Source organism: Desulfovibrio fairfieldensis (genome assembly GCF_001553605.1).
Taxonomy (GTDB): Bacteria; Desulfobacterota; Desulfovibrionia; order Desulfovibrionales; family Desulfovibrionaceae; genus Desulfovibrio; species Desulfovibrio fairfieldensis.
The window spans coordinates 77,436-94,690 of sequence record NZ_CP014229.1; the positions used below are offsets into that span (position 1 = coordinate 77,436).

Consider the following 17,255-nt stretch of genomic DNA (forward strand, 5'->3'; position numbering starts at 1 on the left):
AGCACGGCCTGTGCAAACGCTCAACCCGCGGATGCGCTTGCTTCGCATTCAGCGGGGCACATGTCACCGGGCGGCACCGGCGGCATCGGATGGCAAAGGTCGAAGGACGGCTCTTCCGGGGACTTGCCTTGGTCCGGTCCCGCGGCTTATTGAGAAAGAGCGTGCCGCGCCTTGTGCGCGGGAAACGGCTTTTCTCCTTTCGCGGAGGCCCGCCATGCCCCTTACGCCCCTGGAATTGAGCTGCGCCGCCCTGGCCGTGTTCTGCGCCGGCCTGGTCCGGGGCGCCACAGGTTTCGGCTTTTCCATGATCTGCATTGTGCTGCTGACCCTGCTGCTGCCCCCGGCGCACATCGCGCCGGTGATCGTGCTCTGGGAGATCGCGGCCAGTGCCGGGCATTTGCCCTTTGTCTACAAGGAAGCGGATTGGAAAGCCCTGCGCCATCTGGCGCTGGGCGTGGCCTTGGGCACGCCGCCGGGCGCGTACTGTTTGGCCTCGGTGCCCGCCGCGCCGATGACCGCGGTCATCAATACGGTCGTGCTGGTCCTGACGGGCATGCTTTTTTTCGGCTTCAAGCTGCGGCAGCGGCCGGGCCGCTGGGGAGCCTGCGGGGTGGGCGCGCTCACCGGGCTGATCAACGGCGCGTCGGCCAACGGCGGGCCGCCGGTCATTCTCTTTTTCCTGTCCGGCCCTTCCAGCGCGGCGGTGAGCCGCGCTTCGCTCATCGCTTTTTTCCTGTTCACCGACGTGCTGGCTGCCTTGGTGTATTGGGGCTACGGCCTGATGACCGGCCAGGTTTTCCTGCTGGCCGCCGTGATGCTGCCCTGCGTGGGCCTGGGCATCTGGCTGGGCTCGCGCTGGTTCCGGCGCGTGGACGAGGTCCGCTTCCGGCGCGTGGTGCTGGCCCTGCTCCTGCTCATAAGCCTGGCGGGCCTACTGCCGTCCCTGATCAGCATCACGGGCTGAGCGCTTCGGAAAGCGCTTGTCCTTTGCTGCCATGCGGGGCACACTGTCTGGAGTCTGTCGTCATGAGCGTCTCTTGGGTTATCTCCGTGTCGAACATCGCCTTTTATTCCGGTCGCGCCAGCCGTTCACAGCACTGCTGTGTTGATTTAGCTGCAGCCGCAAAGAGGCGTACAGATAAGGACAGCAACGATACGGATAGCGACTGTGATTTCGATGAGAGAAGTTTTGTGTAACTCATTGCAGCCTTCATCCGTAGCCAGAGTTGTTGTCTTTATTCGTACGGCCCACAAGTTCGCCTACGGCTAAAGCTTCTTCGTCTTAACGGCTGAGGCAAGAGTATACTCCCTGCATGCTTTAGCCGTTATGCGAGGAACGCGCATTACGGATAAAGACAGCAGTGCTAAAAGGCTCGTTCTCCTTGATATAACACGAAAATCCATCTCGTGACGACAGCCTCTAGGGCAAATTCAAAGTGAAATTGCTCTAACGCCGCACACGGTGCGGCGCGCCGCGAAGACCGACCCGACGGGCGGCCCGTAGGGCCGTGCCTGTAGCCCAAAGGGCGTACAGGCATCGAGAGCAACGCGGCGTGGATTCCGGCGAAGCGACCGAAGGCAGTCCGAAGGGCTGTCCACGTTGGCGACAACGGAGCCATACGGGGATCGGCAGCAACGATAACCGTGTTTTTCGCCAGAATGCGAACTTTGAAATTTGTAACATTGCAAAGTTAATCTGCTTTAGATCAAGCGGGATCGGCCGCCTGAACTTTTGTCCGGAGAGAGTGCCATGTGGAAGAACGTTATTCTGTTGGGGGCCTTCGCTTTTCTGCTCTGCGCCTGCGGCGGCGCGCGCAATGCCAAACTGCCTGACGGCAGCGAAGGCTATTCCATCAACTGCAACGGCACGGACAACGACTGGGCCGACTGCTACAACCAGGCGGCGGACAAGTGCGACGGCCCGTACGAGATCGTCAGCACCAATACCGTGGGAGTGGGCAATACGCCCATGCGCAATATCATTGTGAAGTGCAAGAAATAGAGCGCGTTTCCGGCCGTGGTTGCGTATCGCCTTAACGGTCGCTTCAGAGCCTGGAGCGGATTAACGTTAAATGCCGCGCATTCCAAAGTTAAAGATACGCTTACTCCGCCGCTTCGCTATGCTGTCCGCGCCCGTAAAGCTCAAGGACTCGCTAACGGGAGAGGCAACAGCGCAAATAAGTTGCGCTTACGGCTTCGTAGCGAGGCGCTCTCGCAGTCTCGGTAGAGCATTTCAAGATTGAAATGCTCTAAAAAAAGGACGCCCCGAAGGGCGTCCTTTTGTATACTTGCGATGAGGCCCGCTGCTACATGGTGGAACCGGCGGCGGCGCGCTGCATCTTGATTTCCACCTTTTCGGTGAGACCGGAATAGTACTCGCGCAGAATCACGAGCACTTCCTCACGGCCGAAGTGATCCGGCACTTCCGCGCCTTCGGAGAGCATCTTGCGCAGTTTGGTGCCCGACAGAATCACGCGGTCTTCCTTGCTGTGCGGGCAGGTGCGCATGGAGGCCATGCCGTCGCACTTCTTGCAGTAGAAGGTCCAGTCGATGTTCAGGGGCTCGCAGAGCAGGCGTTTGCCTTCATCGGCGGGCGCGGGCATCTTGCGGAAGATTTCCTGGGCCTCGAACATGCCGTAGAAGTCGCCCACACCGGCGTGGTCGCGGCCGACCAGCAGGTTGTTGATGCCGTAGTTCTGGCGGAAGGTGGCGTGCAGCAGGGCTTCACGCGGTCCGGCATAACGCATGTCCAGAGGATAACCGGCCTGGATCACGAAGTCTTTGACAAAGTATTTGTCCACCAGGGTGTCAATGCACTTCACGCGCACTTCGGCCGGAATGTCGCCGGGCTTCAGGGAGCCCACCAGGGAGTGGATGACCACGCCATCGCAGATTTCCACGCCGATCTTGGCGAGGTATTCGTGCGAACGGTGCATGGGGTTGCGCAGCTGCAGGGCGGCAACTTTCTGCCAGCCGCGTTCGTCCATCTTTTCACGCAACTGGGCGGGGGTCATGTACACGCCGGGGAATTTTTCGGGGAATTCGCCCTGCGAGAGCACTTTCACCGGGCCGGCGATGTTATATTCCTTCTGGGCCAGCACCATTTTGACGCCGGGGTGGTCATTGGGGGCCACTTCCCAGAACTTTTCGGAGTCCGGGCCTTCGCCCTTGAAGACCAGCTCGCATTCCCACTTTTTGTCGGCTTCGGTCATCTCGTAGATTTCTTCCACCTTCATGGTCGCCATGATTTCGCCCTTGCGGACGAGAGCCACTTCCTGGCCGACTTTGAGGCCTTTCGCGTCTTCGGCGGAGATGTCGAGGGTCACCGGCACGGGCCAGAAGGTGCCGTCGGAGAGCAGCATTTTTTCGCACACGCTCTTCCAGTCGGCTTTGTTCATGAAGCCGGTCAGGGGCGAAAAACCGCCAATGCCCATCATGATCAGGTCGCCCTTGGCACGGGAAGAAATCTCGATCTGCTTCAGGCCGGCGGCCTTTTTCTTTTCATCTTCCAAAGCCTTGCCTTCCAACAGGCAACACACCAGGCCTTTGCCGCCATGCGGGGGTACCAGTTTGGACATCGCGAAATCCTCCATGTTTTGGTTATGGACGCCTTGCCGCGCCGGACAAGAACGCGCGTCGGACGGCAAGGGGCTGTTCCGGCATCCATCTTGTGAATAATCTAACAAAAAGTCAACTACCTTTCAGAATTTTTTGTGGCTTCTCCGGGCGCTTGTGGGGAAAAAAGTCCCCGGCGGCCGTAAGGCCCGCGCCGGGGACAAAGATACACCGGCAATCCGCGTCAGCACGGATTGTCGGTGCAAGAGCAGGGTCTTTCTAACCTTGAGCTGCTCGGGAAAACACTGACGATCAGTGTTGCCTAGAAGGGCACTTCATCCATGTTGGAGGCTTCCGAGGGGAAGGCCGGGCCCAGATCCTCGTCTTGGGGCTGCTGGCGCGGAGCCTGACGCTGCTGCGCCTGACCGCCGCCCCCCTGTCCGCCCTGGGCCCGCTGGCCCCCGCCCTGGCCGCGCGGAGCCTGCCGGGGTGCGGACCCGCCACCGGCGGCGTAGTCATCCTCATAGCCGCCGGGGCCGCCCTGGCCGCCGCGCGGGGCGTCGCCCTTGCGGTCCAGAAACTGCACGCGCTGGGCCTTGATTTCCGTGGTGTAACGGTCCTGGCCCTGCTGATCCTGCCATTTGCGGGTCTGCAGACTGCCTTCCACATAGATAAGGCTGCCCTTGGCAAGGTAATTGGCGCAGTTTTCAGCCTGGCGCTGAAACACGGACACACGGTGCCATTCGGTGCGTTCCACCTTGTTGCCGTCGCGGTCGGTATAGGATTCGTCGGTGGCCACGTTCAGACTGGCTACCGGCGAGCCGCTTTGGGTGTAGCGCAGTTCGGGGTCGCGGCCCAGGCGGCCGATGATCATGACTTTATTCAACATGGCTGTTGCTCCGGATGAAAGCGGGTAGAGCATTTTCACAATGAAATTGCTCTGTTATTATCAAAATGTTCGGCCTCGTAAGACGGAAGTGAAACCAGAGCAGTTTTACTTTGAAATTGCTCTAACGCCGCACAGGGCGCGGCGTGGATTCCGGCGAAAACCACGTTTTTCACCGGAATCCCAACTTTGAAATTTGTAAAATTTCAAAGTTACTCTGCTCTGGATCCGCGAGATTTCCGCGGTCGGGCAAAGCCCGCCCGCGGAAACTTCAAGCACAATATGCTGTTAGCGGATGTGCCGGGCTCAGGCCACGAAGGCCCGTTCCAGATTGTCCAGCACGTCTTCCAGTTGATCGCTCAGAACGTTGGCTTCGCGCGGCTGCCAGTCGGCAAGCGCCGCCTCCAGCTCCTGCTTCAGGCGCGCGGCTTCGCGGATGCCCGGTCCCAAGGCGTCCTGGCGGGCCTTGGACCATTTCATGAAGGTCAGGCCCTCGTCCAGGGCGCGTACCATTTCCAGCACGCCGCGCTTTTCGTGCTTGATGGGCACGCTGAAGGCCAGTTCAGTCAGTTGGGGCCAGAGTTGTTCCAGAAGATCTTCATTCCAGGTCACGGCGCTGACCCGTATTTGCAGTGCTTTTCCCATAGTAGTCTACCGTATGTGTTAGTGTTGGGGCGGCGTATCATGGGCCGCGCCGGCTGACGCGGGATTTGCCGCCGTTATTCTTTTTCCGTCCATTCGGTCTGAACGCGCATGATCACGTCCTGAATGGCCGGAAGCTGGTCCTGCGGGCAAACGCCGATGAGCGGCGCGCCCGTGTCCATGTTTTCGCTGTACTTGAAGTAGACGGCGTAAATGACGCCGTCCGGGCCCGTGTAGTGCAGGGGCACTTCGCGTTTCATGCGCGACATGATCAGGAGTTCCATGCCGTCCCGCACCGCTACGGAATGCGCGTCCGAAGCGCGGATTTTCTTGTCCACTTCGGGCGTGAAATAGTATTTGGCCCGCTCGGGCGCGCGGAACAGATGCAGGGCCTTCTGCAGAATGGCCCGCTGCACTTCCTCGCGGGTGAGCATGTGGCGCAGCACGGCCAGCGGCGTTCCGGCCTCTACGAAGCAGCCCTCCAGCTCGCTGTGCAACTCGCTGATTTCACCTTTTTCCGGCGTACAGATGGGCTTGGGATTGCGTTCGCGCTCCAGTGTGGCCAGCTGGGTGCCGGGTTTTTCCTTCCATTGGCCCTGGGGCCCCAGGACCTTGTCGCCGGTTTTGAGACCGGCAAAGGTCACTCGCCCGGTGTGGGGCGCGGTAATGACGATCTCGCGGTAGGGCGAGGCCTTGATTTCATCCAGCAAGGCGGAAATGTCGATCATTTTCTGTCCGTTATGGCTTATGTCTATGGCGCGTTCTGCGTATTTTTTGTTCGTCTTTTACGAAAAACAGCTTTTTCCCCGCGGTCGGCGTCATACTCGTTTTTTTGATGCGTACGTACCTGAGTACGTTTACGCTCAAAAAAACGAGCTTTCCTTGACCGCGAAAAAATATCTTATTTTTTGCAAAACCCGTCCAAACCGGCACCCGCCTTCTTCGCTGCGCTCAGCGCGGCGGTATAAGGAAACAGAGCCTGAACGGTTGTGTTTTTGAGGAAGTGCTGAGTAATGAGGATGTTTGTTCTTTGCCAAGAAAGGCGAACGCCGGGCGGAACGAAGTGTATCAAAACATACACGAGTTTCGCACGGGGTGAGCCTGACGCAGACAAAGGGCAAAAAGACCATTACTCAGTACTTCCTTACCGATAATACAAGTTTCTGCCGCCGATGGTAAGCAGAGCCTGCTTGAGGTTCGCGCGGATCTGCCTCCGGTCCCAGATGCCCTGAATGTGGCCGCGCGACAGCGCGCGGTAGGAGCGGTGGTATTTGGGCGGAATGTCCATGCCCGTGGTTTCCTTGATCACGCCCGGTCCGGCGAAGCCGATGTTGGAGGAGCGCACCGCGAACTGGTAGGGCGAGCAGCCCAGGAAGCTGGCCACCGGCCCGGCGAAGGAATTGGTATCGTACAGCACCATGTACAGGCCGCCGGATTCGATGTAGCGGCGCACGGCCACGGTGCAGCGCGGCATCTGGATCACGCCGTGGGTGCCCTCCTGGATGCGGATGCCCGCCGTGCCGTGCACGTAGGCCAGGAAGGGGTAGCGCTTCTTGGCGGCGCGCTGCGCGGCCTCCACGAATTTGTAGCCTTCGGCCGCGCCCACCGAGCCGCCCCGGAAGGTGCCCATGAGCATGGCAACCACCATCTTGGTGTTGTCGATGCGGGCTTCAAAGGTCATGCAGCCGCTCTTGGCCCCGGTCTTTTTCTGGGCGTCGCTGATGCGCTCGGCAAAACCGGGAAAGTCCAGGGGATTGCCCGCCTCGATTTCGCTGTTGAACTCAAAGACCGAGCCGGGATCGAAGACGTTTTTCACGTACCATTCGGGCTCCATGGGAAAATGGTAGCCGCAGTGGCTGCACACGCCCGCGAATTCCGCGAAAAGGTCCGGACCCCAGAGATCCAGACAACCGTAGGAAGCGCTGTTGGGACAGGTCAGGGTGCGGTCGACCTTGTAGCGGGGCGAGAGATAATTCCACTTGTGCCGCCGCGAATCGTCCGTCCAGGCCGAAAGGGCCGTGAGTTCCCTGGCCTTGTTGTCCGCGCGGCTGGGCAGATTGCGGGTGAGCTTGCGCCAGGGGGAGAGCAGGCGGCCCTTGAACATTTCCCACTCGTTGTCCACCTCTTCCATGAAGCCCCGGATCTGGCGTTGGTGCTTGCGATAGAAATCATACTTGAAGCTGACCCAGGGCTTGGAGAACCAGTCCCAGAAGGCGGCGGCGGTCTTGGTCAGGAAGGGACGGCGGTCGCGCGCGGCCTGGCGTGAGAGGCGCAGAAATTTCTGCTGGCGGCGTTCGCGCAGACGGTCCTTGGCTGCGGCCGACAGGCCCCAGCGGATATGCAGCTCGTCCAGGTTGACTTCCGGATTGCGGTGGCGCGAGAGGGCCAGCCCTCGGAAAACAGGCATCTTGCGGGTGGAGATGACCACTTCGTCCGTGGCCCGGATGACCTCCTGGCGCAAGGAGCGGAAAAAGTCGAAATGCCAGGGCCGCGCGCCCAGGGACGGCTCCTGCACCACTCGGTCGATATAACCGAAGCGCAGATTGTCCTGGGCCGTGATGTGCAGATTTTCGGCGCAGTGCTCGATCAGCTCGGGAGTGGCTCGCTGTCCGGCCTTGAGCCGTCCTTCGATGGCTGCGGCGCCTTCCGGCGAAATGACCGAATAATAGCCGTGCGAGAGCATCAGGCGCTTGTCCGCCAGGCCGATGGCCTCGGCCCCGCCGGAGCCGCCCTCGGAAATCACGGCCACCACGGGCACGCGCAGGCCCGCCATGCCGTAAATGTTGCGGGCGATCTGCTGGGCCGCGCCGGGGTAGTCCTCAATGGGAAAGGAGCCGGGCGTGAAAATATAGGCGTGGATGGGAATGCCCTCGGTTTCGGCCACGCGCATGTACTGGAGGGCCTTGGCGTTGCCCCAGGGCTTGACCGAGCCGCCGTTGCGGAATTCCGCGCCGTGGCCTTTCTCCTGGCCGATGACCATGACCGACTGGGTGTAAATCTTTTTGCCCCGGCGGCGGGTGATCACCGCGCGGGCGATGAGCATGCTGGGGTCCAGGCTGTGCTCGTCCTGGCCGCCCACTTCAGTGAAGTTGTCGTAGACGTTTTCCAGGATGTCGCGCAGGCAGATACGCTGCGGATGACGCACGATGCGCACCCGGTCCATGGGCGTGACGCTGCTTTCCAGACGGCGCTCCACATAGGAGAACAGATCCTCGACCGTGGCCAGTTCCGCATAGGGATCGTTGAGCGAGCCGGAGCGGGCGCGTTCGGCGAAAGCCGTGAGCCGCTCTTCCAGCAGGTCCGCGTTGTCCTTGTGCTTGCCCGCGAAAATGTCCTGCATGTAGGTCAGTCGGTCGCGCAGGCTCTGGATGCGTTTTTCGATGTTGTTGTCCATAAGTTAGGTGCGCCGCTTACATCGGTGTCTTGAGGTAGTTGAAATAACTGCCGCTGCACTGGACAGCGGCCAGCGGATTATGTCCCAGCATGCGGTCCTTGACGGCCAGCACGGTGGCCGGGGCCTCCAGATGGCGCAGGGCCAGGGTGTCGTGGCCCACGCAGAGTCCCAGCAGCACGTTGAAGTCCACCTGGGCCCTGTTCATCAGCTCGGCCTGGAGCACGGGATTGCACATGCTTTCCGGCTGCTCCGGGTTGAGCAGATCCTCGCCCGAGAGGCCCAGCTCGCTCTTGGACAGCCCGCCCGCCTTGCAAACGGCGGAAATTGTTTCCAGGCCCTGGGCCTCGAAGATTTCCGCCGCTCCCGCGGCCTCGCGCCGCAGGCCGATACAAAAGAGCAGGCCCAGGCGATGGTAGCCCATGGCCCTGGCAAAGGCCACGATTTCCAAAATCCGGGGGCGGCAGGGCATGCGCCCGCCGTCGGGCAGTTTCGCGTAGCTGTGCCGCTCCACCCGGGCGGCCTGGCGGGCGAAATGCCGGATGTCCGGCTGCGCGTAGGTCCGGCGGCTCTTCTCCACCAAGTCCGTGTGCGCCGCCGAAGGGCAGTCCGGCGGATGTTTGCCGCCCGGCACGCAACAGAGCCGCTCTTCGCGTTTGAAGGGACAGGCCGCGCAACGGGGCGGTGGGGAGGAACTGTGCATGCCGACGCCTTGGCCGTGGTTAAAAACGCAGAATGCGTCCGGTATTGGCCTTCAAAAAGCCCACATTGGATTTAAGGGGGTCGCCCGCGCCGTTCTGGCCTTCCAGGCGCAGGGAGTCCAGAAATTCCAGGCCGCGGGCCTTGGCCTCCTCCAGGTCCTTGCCCCAGATGATCGCCAGGGCCAGGTTGGGGTCGAATTCCGTGGGGATCTCGTAGGGCTCGTTGCGGGGCACATGGGTCAGCATGGCCAGCCAGGGCTGGTCCTTCCATTGGAAGTGCTCGATGCGGCCCACCCAGGGCGTGAAATTGTTGTCCGGGTCCTCGGCGATGAGGCGGTACTCGATGCCCACGCCCTCGGAGGCGATTTCCGCCTGGGTGTAGCCCAGGGGCTGGCCCAGGCCGATGCGGATCTGCTCGGCGATGAGATCCACGCCCTCTTTGCCGCGAACACGCGAAATGCGGGCCGAGACGCCGTTTTCCACCTGGATGCGGGTGTTGACCTCCATAAGGAAGGGGTCGCCCTTGCGGGTGACGATCCATTCCCAGGTGCCCACGTTGTCATAGCCCACCTTGCGGGCCATGGTCAGGGAATAGTCCACAATGTCCGTAAGCACGCGGCCCGCATTAAAGGTATACTCCAGTTCGTCCGGCGCGAAGCCCGGCGCGACCTCGATGCGTTTCTGCAGGCCCGTTGACTGGATGGAGCAGTTGCGCGTGCCGAAGTGCACGGGGTTCGTGCCCGAGCGGTCCGAAACGATCTGCACTTCCAGGTGGTTGAAATCCGTGATGCGCTGCTCGATGAGCACGCCTTCGTCCTTGAACTGGCGCAGGGCGTAATTGCGGATGCGCCGGTAGACCGAGCGGAACTGGTCCGGGTCGTAGACTTCCTCAATGCCCATGCCGCCGCCGCCCGCCGAGGCCTTGACCAGCACCAGCGGGCGCTGGATGCCCTGCTGTTCCTGGAATTCAAAGACCGACTTGGCGATGCGCTCGGCCTCCATCTCGTCGTAAATGGGGCGGTCCGAACCAGGCACCGTGGGCACGCCCAGGCTGCGGGCCAGGCGCTTGGTATTGATCTTGTCGCCCAGCTCGCGGATGATTTTCCAGGAGGGGCCGATGAAGGTCAGTTTGCGGTCGCGCTTGGTGACCCGGCGGGCGAAACGGAAATCCTCGGCGAAAAAGCCGTAGCCCGGATGCACGGCGGTGCAGCCCGCCTCGTCGGCAACGGCCATCAGTTCGTTGGCGTCGTGATAGGAGGACACGCGGAACAGGCTCTTTTCCCCGCCTTCCTCGCGGGCCAGGCGGACATGGCCCGAGGCCGCGTCCTCGGCGGTGTACACGGCCGTGAATGCCACACCCAGCTTGCGGCAGGCCCGCATGATGCGTATGGCGATCTCGCCCCGGTTGGCCACCAGAATTTTATGCTCGGTCAACGGAATTTCCGTGGGAACGCCTTTGGCGGCGCTGCCGGCGGCGGCCTTTTTTTTGCTGCTGTCCTGAGCTTTGTTCAAACCTCTCTCCCCAGGGAACAGTGCTCTTCCCTATTATGGCATGCCCGCGCCGCGCGCCCGCCCTTGTGGGCCGGATGCGCGCGGGCTATAGTGGCCGGGCGATGTCTTTCACCCGAAAATCTACCAGAAGTCGAGAGATAATCTTATGCAAAATCCACAAGAAGTCCAGCTTGCCGTCGAGGCGTTGCGCGCCGCCCTGCCCGATTCCGCCTTCGGGGCGGAAGCCCCTCTGGGTCTGATCCTGGGCACCGGCCTTTCGGGCCTGGCAGCCGCCCTGGCTGGCGACGCGGGCGGGGCCGGTCCCTGCGTGGCGCCCTTCGCGCAACTGCCCGGTTTTCCGCTGCCCGGCGTGGATTCGCATCACGGGGCCTTTGTTCTGGGCCGCCTGGGCGGGCGGCCGGTACTGGCCCAGCAGGGCCGCTGCCATCTGTATGAGGGCAGAAGCCCGGCCGAGGTCTGCATGGGCGTGCGGGTCATGGCCGGGCTGGGCGTGAAAACCCTGATCATCACCAATGCCGCCGGGGCGCTCAACCCGCTCTTTGAGGCCGGGGACCTGATGTGCATGGCCGACCAGATCAACCATACCGGCGTTTCGCCGATCATGGGGCCCAATTGCGCGTCCTGGGGCGAGCGCTTTCCGGACATGAGCGCGGTTTTTGACCCGGAACTGCGGGCCCTGGCCCAAGAAACGGCGGAGCATCTGGGCATCCGCCTGGAGCGGGGCGTCTACATCGGAGTGCACGGGCCGGAAATGGAAACTCCGGCGGAAACCCGCATGTACCGCCAGTGGGGTGCCGACGCCGTGGGCATGAGCACCGTGCTGGAAGTGATTGCGGCGCGGCATCTGGGCATGCGCGTGCTGGGCTTTTCCTGCCTGTCCAACAAGAATTTGCCGGACTGCATGGCGCCCGCGCCCCTGGAGGAAATCATCGCCGTGGCCGGGCGCGCCGGGGCCAAACTGGACCGCCTGCTCAGGGCCTTGGTGACAAAACTTTGAAAAATGCGTACAAAGCCTCTCCTTCAGGCTGATGACAAGCCCCGCTCCGCAGTGTTTGCGCCGCCGTCGGCGGCCTCTCTCCAGAGCGTTTGCACTGTTTTTTACGGCGGCCTTCCGGTTCGTCGCCGCCGTATCCTTTTCTAATCCAAGGCTTTTCCCATGCAGCAGAATGATTCTCTCCGCAATGTTGCCATTATCGCCCACGTTGACCACGGCAAGACCACCCTGGTGGACGCCCTTTTCAAGCAGAGCGGCGTATTCCGCGCCGACCAGCGCGTGGACGACCGCGTCATGGACAAAATGGATTTGGAGCGCGAACGCGGCATCACCATTGCCGCTAAGAACTGCGCCGTGCGCTGGAAGGGCGTGAAGATCAACATCATCGACACGCCGGGCCACGCGGATTTCGGCGGCGAGGTGGAGCGTTCCCTGTCCATGGCCAGCGGAGCCATTCTGCTGGTGGACTCTTCCGAAGGCCCCTTGCCGCAGACTCGCTTCGTGCTGCGCAAAACCCTGGAAGCCGGTCTGCCCGTGGTGGTGGTCATCAACAAGATCGACCGCAAGGACGCCCGGCCGCAGGAAGTGCTCAATGAAATCTACGATCTGTTCATCGACCTGGGGGCCAGCGAGGAACAGCTGGAATTCCCCGTGCTCTACGCCATCGGTCGTTCGGGCGTGGCCATGAACAATATCGACGACCCGCAGGAAGATCTTTCCCCGCTGTTCGAAGCCATTCTGACCAAAATTCCCGGCCCGGCCCACGATCCGGAGCAGCCCTTCCAGATGCTGGTGGCTGACCTGGATTACTCGGACTATCTTGGGCGGCTGGCCGTGGGCCGGATCATGCACGGCAAGGTTTTTGCCAAGGAATCCCTGGCCTGCATCGGCGAGGGCGGCGAAGCCCGGCCCCTGCGCGCCACCCGCCTTCAGGTCTATGACGGCCTTCAGCTCTCCGAGGTGGAGGAGGCCCGGCCCGGCGACATCGTGGTGCTGGCGGGCATTGAGGACGTGACCATCGGCGACACCATCTGCACCCGCGAGAGCCCGCGCGCCCTGCCGCGCATCCGCGTGGACGAGCCCACCGTGGCCATGCGCTTCGGCATCAACACCTCGCCCCTGGCCGGGCGCGAAGGCAAACTTGTGCAGAGCCGGGCCATCCAGGACCGTCTGGTCAAGGAAAGCCTGCGCAACGTGGCCATCCGGGTGGAAGAGACGTCGGACCGTGACGCCTTTCTGGTCAAGGGCCGGGGCGAATTCCAGATGGCTATTCTCATTGAGACCATGCGCCGCGAGGGTTTCGAGCTTTCCGTGGGGCGGCCGGAGGTGATCCTGAAAAAGGACGCCAACGGCAAGACCCTGGAGCCCATTGAGCATCTCTATGTGGACTGCGATGAAATCTTCATGGGCGTGGTCACGGACAAGCTGGCCCAGCGCAAGGGCCGCATGCTCAATTGCACCAACAACGGCACGGGCCGCGTGCGCCTGGAATTCTCCGTGCCCTCGCGCGGGCTCATCGGCTACCGCGACGAATTTCTCACGGACACCAAGGGCACGGGCATCATGAATTCCTATCTGGAAGGGTACGAGGAATGGCGCGGCGACTTCCCCACGCGTTTTTCCGGTTCCATCGTGGCGGACCGGCCCGGTTCAGCCGTGGCCTATGCCCTGTTCAATCTGGAACCGCGCGGCACGCTCTTTGTGGAGCCCGGCGACCCGGTCTACGAGGGCATGATCGTGGGCGAGCACAACCGCGACAATGACATCGACGTCAACGCCACCAAGGAAAAGAAGCTCACCAACCTGCGCGCCGCGGGCAAGGATGAAAACGTCATCCTCACCCCGGTGAAGAAAATGACTCTGGAACATGCCCTGCACTTCGTGCGCGAGGACGAACTGGTGGAAGTGACGCCCCAGTCCCTTCGCCTGCGCAAGGTCGAGCTTTCGTCCCTGAAACGCTACCAGATAGCGGGCAAGGCCGCCAAGAGCAAGTCCTGAGCCGTTGGGCCCCAGGTAAGGGGAAACGGGCGGCGCGTTGGAGCATGAATCAGCGCCCTGTCGGCAAGTCCGGCGGGGCGCTTTTTGTTTCCACGCCCCCTCCTTTGACGGAAGGGCCCTTGCTGAAAATATATTTTCAGTTAATACTATTTATAAATAAATAAAATAACGGCTGATGCCTCACCGTGCGCGGTGTTTGAGGAGATGCCATGCTGGGTCGCGAATGCCCTGGTGTGCGCCTGCGGGCGCTTCTTCCGTTTCTCGGGCTGCTTGTGTGCCTTTGTTCCGGCTGTTCCGGCGCGTGGGCGGCGCAACCGGCCCGTCCCGGCGAGCCTCTGGCGCGGGCCTTCAGCGAACTGTTTCAGGATGCCGACCGGATCACGCGCCTGGAAGCCTGTTTTCTTTCCGTGGGACTGCCCGAGCGGCCGGAGCACGTGCGGATTCTGCGGCAGAATCTGTCCACGGATGATCCTTTGGAGCGGATTGTCACGCTCTACGCCTTGGCGGCGATGACCCGCGCCCCGGAGGATGTGGACGCCTTTCTGGCTGCTTTCCCCGTGGACGCCGGACTGTTTTTGACGTTGCAAGATGCGGAATGGCGGCTTTCCTCCACGCTGGGTACAGGCATGGCGGATTTTCTGCTGCTCCTGGCGCATGAGCCGCGCACGCGCGACAGGGCACTGCCGCATCTGGCCCGGATCATCAGTAACAACGGCCCGGCGGAGACACTGGGCGAGGAGGCCCGCGACCCGCTGGTCAAGCCCTATCTCGACGCGCACGGGGACGCTCTGGTAGTGAAGGAAGGCCAGTGCGGAGAGCATGTGCCGGGAAAAATCTGCGAGGCCAAGATCAAGGCGCTCATGGGGAGCGACGACCTGGATTCCCGTATAGCGGCACTACTGATATACAGGTGCGGATCAAAGCCGGAAAAGCTGCGCCGACTGCGCGAAGAGCTTCAGCAAAAAAACATCAAGCCGGACGTGGGACAGGCCATACTATTGCAACGGGCTGTGGACTATGAGGGTTTTCTGGAAAGTTTTCCCACGGACGGGGCCTCGGTGGAAGCCGCCCTGCGGACGGAAAAGCGTTTGTACAGACCGCCGTTTGACGGCATCGTACGCGCTTTCCTGCGTTGCCGTGAACCATTTGCCGGGGAGCCGCTCAGGGCCTTGCTGCGCTATGGCGACGGCTGGCTTGAGACTGTCGAGCGGCACTATCTTCAGAGCCGTGTGAAGGGAGGATAGTGGTTATGTGGAAATTCAACGGCAGCTTTCTGACCTCACCTGACGGCATGAAGGTTTGGTCGGCCCGTAGTGGAGGAATTGCAGGTCATAGTCGGAACGTGACCTATGGGGCGGACGGATACGCCCAGCATTTGCCGGATGGTCCATATCATATCCTGCCGGTCAGGCATGGTGGTTGGATAAGTCAGGAGGAGATGAGAATCCCCGGACGTAATATTGGTTGGTTTGTGCCTCTTGAACCATGCTTCCAAACCGATCGGGGCACGCCTGGAAAAGGTATGTTCGGTATCCATCCCGATGGCGGTCAGCCCGGCACTAACGGTTGCATTGGTGTTTTTTCCGGGGATTACGACGAACTGTTCAGTATGCTGACGGATCGCTCGCTGAGTAACTTATTGGAAGTGAAGTACTCCTGATTGTCATGCTCATCTGCGGAGCGGTGGCTTACAGTTCCAGGCGCTCCACTCGTGCCCGCGCGGCCAGGGTTTCCGCATCCAGTTTGCTCATGGCGTCCAGCAGGAAGATCCGGTAAGAGCCGGTGCCCCCGTCCACGGCCCGCAGTTTTTCATAGGCCAGCTCGCCGCAGACGCCCATGGCGGCCATGGCGCAGACGCAGGCCCGCAGGGGCGCTTGCGGATTCGCGCCCAGATACGCGCCGGTCACGGCAGCGGACATGCAGCCCGTGCCCGTGATGCGCGCCATCATGGCATGGCCGTTGCGCACGGCCCAGGCCTCCCGGCTGTCCGCCACAATATCGATGGGCCCGCTGACCATGATCACCGCGCCGGTCAGCGCGGCCATTTTCCGGGCGCGCCGGGCGTTTTCCGCCAGGTTGTCCTCGGTGACCAGGCTCTCCGGACCGGCGTCCACACCCCTGGCGTCGGCCATGCCTCCGGCCAGGAAGCTGATTTCCGAATTGTTACCCTTGATGGCGGCGCAGCGGATCTCACGCAGCAGGCGCAGGGCCGTGTCGTTGCGGAAATCGGACGCGCCCGCGCCCACGGGATCAAAAACCACGGGCCTGCCCAGAAGGTTGGCCGTCTGACCGGCGTGGAGCATGGCCTGCACCGTGCGTTCGTTGAGCGTGCCCATGTTCAGCACCAGGGCCGAGCAGAGGCCCGTGATCTGCCCGGCCTCGCGGGCGTCGTCAGCCATGATCGGCGAAGCGCCCGCCGCCAGGGTGATGTTGGCGCAGTCATTGACCGTGACGTAATTTGTGATGAAATGCACAAGCGGGCTTGTTTGCCTTACGGCGCGCAGGGTTTCCGCAACGGCTTCCAGTGGCGGATTTTCCCGCTGACCGCTTGCGGATTCAAGGAGGTTTTGCCGCGGTCCGCCTTCCACGAAGGGATTGCGCGCCTCCGGCACTTCCTGATGGATGACGATGGGGTCGGAAATCAGGCCGAAGGCGGCATCTTCCGGATAGGTGACCGCCAGTGAGGGATTGTCTCCGGCGTAGGCAAGGACGTCCTCCCGGCTTTCCCAGAATGTGCAGAGAAAGAAATGGGCGTAAGCGCCCTGGTCCACAACTGAAACAAAGGCCCCCCGGTTGCCGGGCAGGGCCAGGGCGTCTCTGACGCCGGTTTGTTCCAGATACTTCCGGAAAGCCGTCTTTGTTTCCAGCGGCGTCAAGCCGTGCCAGGTTCTGGCGATCATTCTTTCCGCACTCCTTTGCCCACGCCCGCGTCATGGGAAAGCCCCCGTCCCGCGAGCCGGAAACGGGGGCTTTGTCTGTTGTGCAACGTACCTTTTTAAGGTTTGATGTACGCAAAACCTTCGCGTTGCAGGCGCACCACTTCCACCAGACCGGCGGGCACCACCGAGCAGCCCGGCCAGAGGCGGGCATGGTCGATCTTGTTGTCCGCCAGGGCATTGGCGCAGAGCATGACGCGCACGCCCTGGGCCAGAAGCGGCGCGGCCAGTTCGCGCAGATCCGCGTGCCCGTCCGTGAACAGGATTACGGCGGGGCCGTTGGCAACCACGGCCAGTTGAAATTTTTCGCCGGGCAGGCCCTTGATGTAGTTGGCCGCGTTTTTCAGCACCAGGCGCAGCATGGCGGGGTCGTTGCTGTCTATATGCAGGCAGAGATCATAATTCATAAGTATTCTCCAGATAGTTTCACGGTTCCGCGATATGGCGAAGCGGCAGTTACGCTAGGCTCAGCCCTCCTTAAAAGCGCCTGCTGCAAAGCCGCCTTTTTCCGTGCAGCTGCGTTGCAAAAAAGAAATTGACCTCGCGGTATGTTCAATACAGCTTCGCCCAATTTCTCCTTTGCGCCTTACTGCCCGAAAAAATTCAGCTTTTCGCGGACGGCGTTTTAATGAGGGTTGAG

15 protein-coding genes are annotated in these 17,255 nt (G+C 61.6%); 6 read left to right on the forward strand and 9 right to left on the reverse strand.

All coding sequences use genetic code 11. The annotated features are described in order from the left end of the window. Nucleotides 1-214: 214 nt before the first annotated feature. The gene (locus AXF13_RS00300) at nucleotides 215-964 is read left to right on the forward strand and encodes a sulfite exporter TauE/SafE family protein (RefSeq protein WP_062251209.1); all 750 of its coding nucleotides are present in this window, start codon (nucleotides 215-217) and stop codon (nucleotides 962-964) included. Nucleotides 965-1,750: 786 nt separating this feature from the next. Further along, nucleotides 1,751-2,002 carry a hypothetical protein gene (locus AXF13_RS00305; RefSeq protein WP_008683480.1) on the forward strand — a complete coding sequence of 84 codons (252 nt, stop codon included), beginning with the start codon at nucleotides 1,751-1,753 and terminating at the stop codon, nucleotides 2,000-2,002. Nucleotides 2,003-2,306: 304 nt separating this feature from the next. Here the strand turns inward: AXF13_RS00305 and sat are convergent, their stop codons facing one another. The 7 genes from sat to AXF13_RS00340 form a co-directional block, all read right to left on the reverse strand. Beyond that, the gene (sat, locus tag AXF13_RS00310) at nucleotides 2,307-3,578 is read right to left on the reverse strand and encodes a sulfate adenylyltransferase (RefSeq protein ID WP_008683482.1); all 1,272 of its coding nucleotides are present in this window, start codon (nucleotides 3,576-3,578) and stop codon (nucleotides 2,307-2,309) included. 299 nt (nucleotides 3,579-3,877) lie between these two features. Next, the gene (locus tag AXF13_RS00315; protein ID WP_009302989.1) at nucleotides 3,878-4,444 is read right to left on the reverse strand and encodes a single-stranded DNA-binding protein; all 567 of its coding nucleotides are present in this window, start codon (nucleotides 4,442-4,444) and stop codon (nucleotides 3,878-3,880) included. 303 nt (nucleotides 4,445-4,747) lie between these two features. Then, nucleotides 4,748-5,086, reverse strand: coding sequence for a hypothetical protein (locus AXF13_RS00320; protein WP_008683484.1), 339 nt, complete (start codon nucleotides 5,084-5,086; stop codon nucleotides 4,748-4,750). A 74-nt stretch (nucleotides 5,087-5,160) separates the two neighbouring features. After that, a complete protein-coding gene (locus AXF13_RS00325) occupies nucleotides 5,161-5,811 on the reverse strand; it encodes a biotin attachment protein (RefSeq protein ID WP_008683485.1) in 651 nt (216 codons plus the stop codon). A gap of 416 nt (nucleotides 5,812-6,227) precedes the next feature. Beyond that, nucleotides 6,228-8,477: an acetyl-CoA carboxylase carboxyl transferase subunit alpha/beta gene (locus AXF13_RS00330; RefSeq protein WP_008683487.1), complete on the reverse strand. Its 2,250-nt coding sequence runs from the start codon at nucleotides 8,475-8,477 to the stop codon at nucleotides 6,228-6,230. A gap of 16 nt (nucleotides 8,478-8,493) precedes the next feature. Continuing rightward, nucleotides 8,494-9,177 (reverse strand): DUF1847 domain-containing protein, encoded by a 684-nt coding sequence (locus AXF13_RS00335; protein WP_008683488.1) that lies wholly within the window; start codon nucleotides 9,175-9,177, stop codon nucleotides 8,494-8,496. A gap of 19 nt (nucleotides 9,178-9,196) precedes the next feature. After that, on the reverse strand, nucleotides 9,197-10,555 hold the full coding sequence (locus AXF13_RS00340; RefSeq protein ID WP_050801273.1) for an ATP-binding protein: 1,359 nt from the start codon (nucleotides 10,553-10,555) through the stop codon (nucleotides 9,197-9,199). Nucleotides 10,556-10,832: 277 nt separating this feature from the next. Here AXF13_RS00340 and AXF13_RS00345 point away from each other — a divergent pair, with 277 nt between their 5' ends. The 4 genes from AXF13_RS00345 to AXF13_RS16320 all read left to right on the forward strand — a co-directional run bounded on the left by AXF13_RS00345 (nucleotide 10,833) and on the right by AXF13_RS16320 (nucleotide 15,339). Next, nucleotides 10,833-11,684, forward strand: a complete 852-nt coding sequence (locus AXF13_RS00345; RefSeq protein WP_062251210.1) for a purine-nucleoside phosphorylase — start codon at nucleotides 10,833-10,835, stop codon at nucleotides 11,682-11,684. Nucleotides 11,685-11,843: 159 nt separating this feature from the next. After that, on the forward strand, nucleotides 11,844-13,679 hold the full coding sequence (gene typA, locus AXF13_RS00350) for a translational GTPase TypA (RefSeq protein WP_062251211.1): 1,836 nt from the start codon (nucleotides 11,844-11,846) through the stop codon (nucleotides 13,677-13,679). 209 nt (nucleotides 13,680-13,888) lie between these two features. Beyond that, nucleotides 13,889-14,923 carry a serine/threonine protein kinase gene (locus AXF13_RS00355; protein WP_223299946.1) on the forward strand — a complete coding sequence of 345 codons (1,035 nt, stop codon included), beginning with the start codon at nucleotides 13,889-13,891 and terminating at the stop codon, nucleotides 14,921-14,923. A gap of 5 nt (nucleotides 14,924-14,928) precedes the next feature. Then, entirely contained in the window at nucleotides 14,929-15,339 is a 411-nt protein-coding gene (locus tag AXF13_RS16320; protein WP_150116037.1) for a hypothetical protein, read from the forward strand. A 28-nt stretch (nucleotides 15,340-15,367) separates the two neighbouring features. On the opposite strand, the gene thiM is transcribed toward AXF13_RS16320, so the two are convergent. Together thiM and AXF13_RS00365 are read right to left on the reverse strand one after the other, a co-directional pair. After that, nucleotides 15,368-16,579, reverse strand: a complete 1,212-nt coding sequence (thiM, locus tag AXF13_RS00360) for a hydroxyethylthiazole kinase (protein ID WP_223299947.1) — start codon at nucleotides 16,577-16,579, stop codon at nucleotides 15,368-15,370. Nucleotides 16,580-16,674: 95 nt separating this feature from the next. Next, nucleotides 16,675-17,022 (reverse strand): DsrE family protein, encoded by a 348-nt coding sequence (locus AXF13_RS00365; RefSeq protein ID WP_062251212.1) that lies wholly within the window; start codon nucleotides 17,020-17,022, stop codon nucleotides 16,675-16,677. Nucleotides 17,023-17,255: the final 233 nt, after the last annotated feature.

Bases quoted from the DNA above. Each gene is read 5' to 3' on its own strand.
- AXF13_RS00300 (WP_062251209.1), top strand. From the start codon at position 215: ATGCCCCTTACGCCCCTGGAATTGAGCTGCGCCGCCCTGGCCGTGTTC.
- AXF13_RS00305 (WP_008683480.1), top strand. From the start codon at position 1,751: ATGTGGAAGAACGTTATTCTGTTGGGGGCCTTCGCTTTTCTGCTCTGC.
- sat (WP_008683482.1), bottom strand. From the start codon at position 3,578: ATGTCCAAACTGGTACCCCCGCATGGCGGCAAAGGCCTGGTGTGTTGC.
- AXF13_RS00315 (WP_009302989.1), bottom strand. From the start codon at position 4,444: ATGTTGAATAAAGTCATGATCATCGGCCGCCTGGGCCGCGACCCCGAA.
- AXF13_RS00320 (WP_008683484.1), bottom strand. From the start codon at position 5,086: ATGGGAAAAGCACTGCAAATACGGGTCAGCGCCGTGACCTGGAATGAA.
- AXF13_RS00325 (WP_008683485.1), bottom strand. From the start codon at position 5,811: ATGATCGACATTTCCGCCTTGCTGGATGAAATCAAGGCCTCGCCCTAC.
- AXF13_RS00330 (WP_008683487.1), bottom strand. From the start codon at position 8,477: ATGGACAACAACATCGAAAAACGCATCCAGAGCCTGCGCGACCGACTG.
- AXF13_RS00335 (WP_008683488.1), bottom strand. From the start codon at position 9,177: ATGCACAGTTCCTCCCCACCGCCCCGTTGCGCGGCCTGTCCCTTCAAA.
- AXF13_RS00340 (WP_050801273.1), bottom strand. From the start codon at position 10,555: ATGCGGGCCTGCCGCAAGCTGGGTGTGGCATTCACGGCCGTGTACACC.
- AXF13_RS00345 (WP_062251210.1), top strand. From the start codon at position 10,833: ATGCAAAATCCACAAGAAGTCCAGCTTGCCGTCGAGGCGTTGCGCGCC.
- typA (WP_062251211.1), top strand. From the start codon at position 11,844: ATGCAGCAGAATGATTCTCTCCGCAATGTTGCCATTATCGCCCACGTT.
- AXF13_RS00355 (WP_223299946.1), top strand. From the start codon at position 13,889: ATGCTGGGTCGCGAATGCCCTGGTGTGCGCCTGCGGGCGCTTCTTCCG.
- AXF13_RS16320 (WP_150116037.1), top strand. From the start codon at position 14,929: ATGTGGAAATTCAACGGCAGCTTTCTGACCTCACCTGACGGCATGAAG.
- thiM (WP_223299947.1), bottom strand. From the start codon at position 16,579: ATGATCGCCAGAACCTGGCACGGCTTGACGCCGCTGGAAACAAAGACG.
- AXF13_RS00365 (WP_062251212.1), bottom strand. From the start codon at position 17,022: ATGAATTATGATCTCTGCCTGCATATAGACAGCAACGACCCCGCCATG.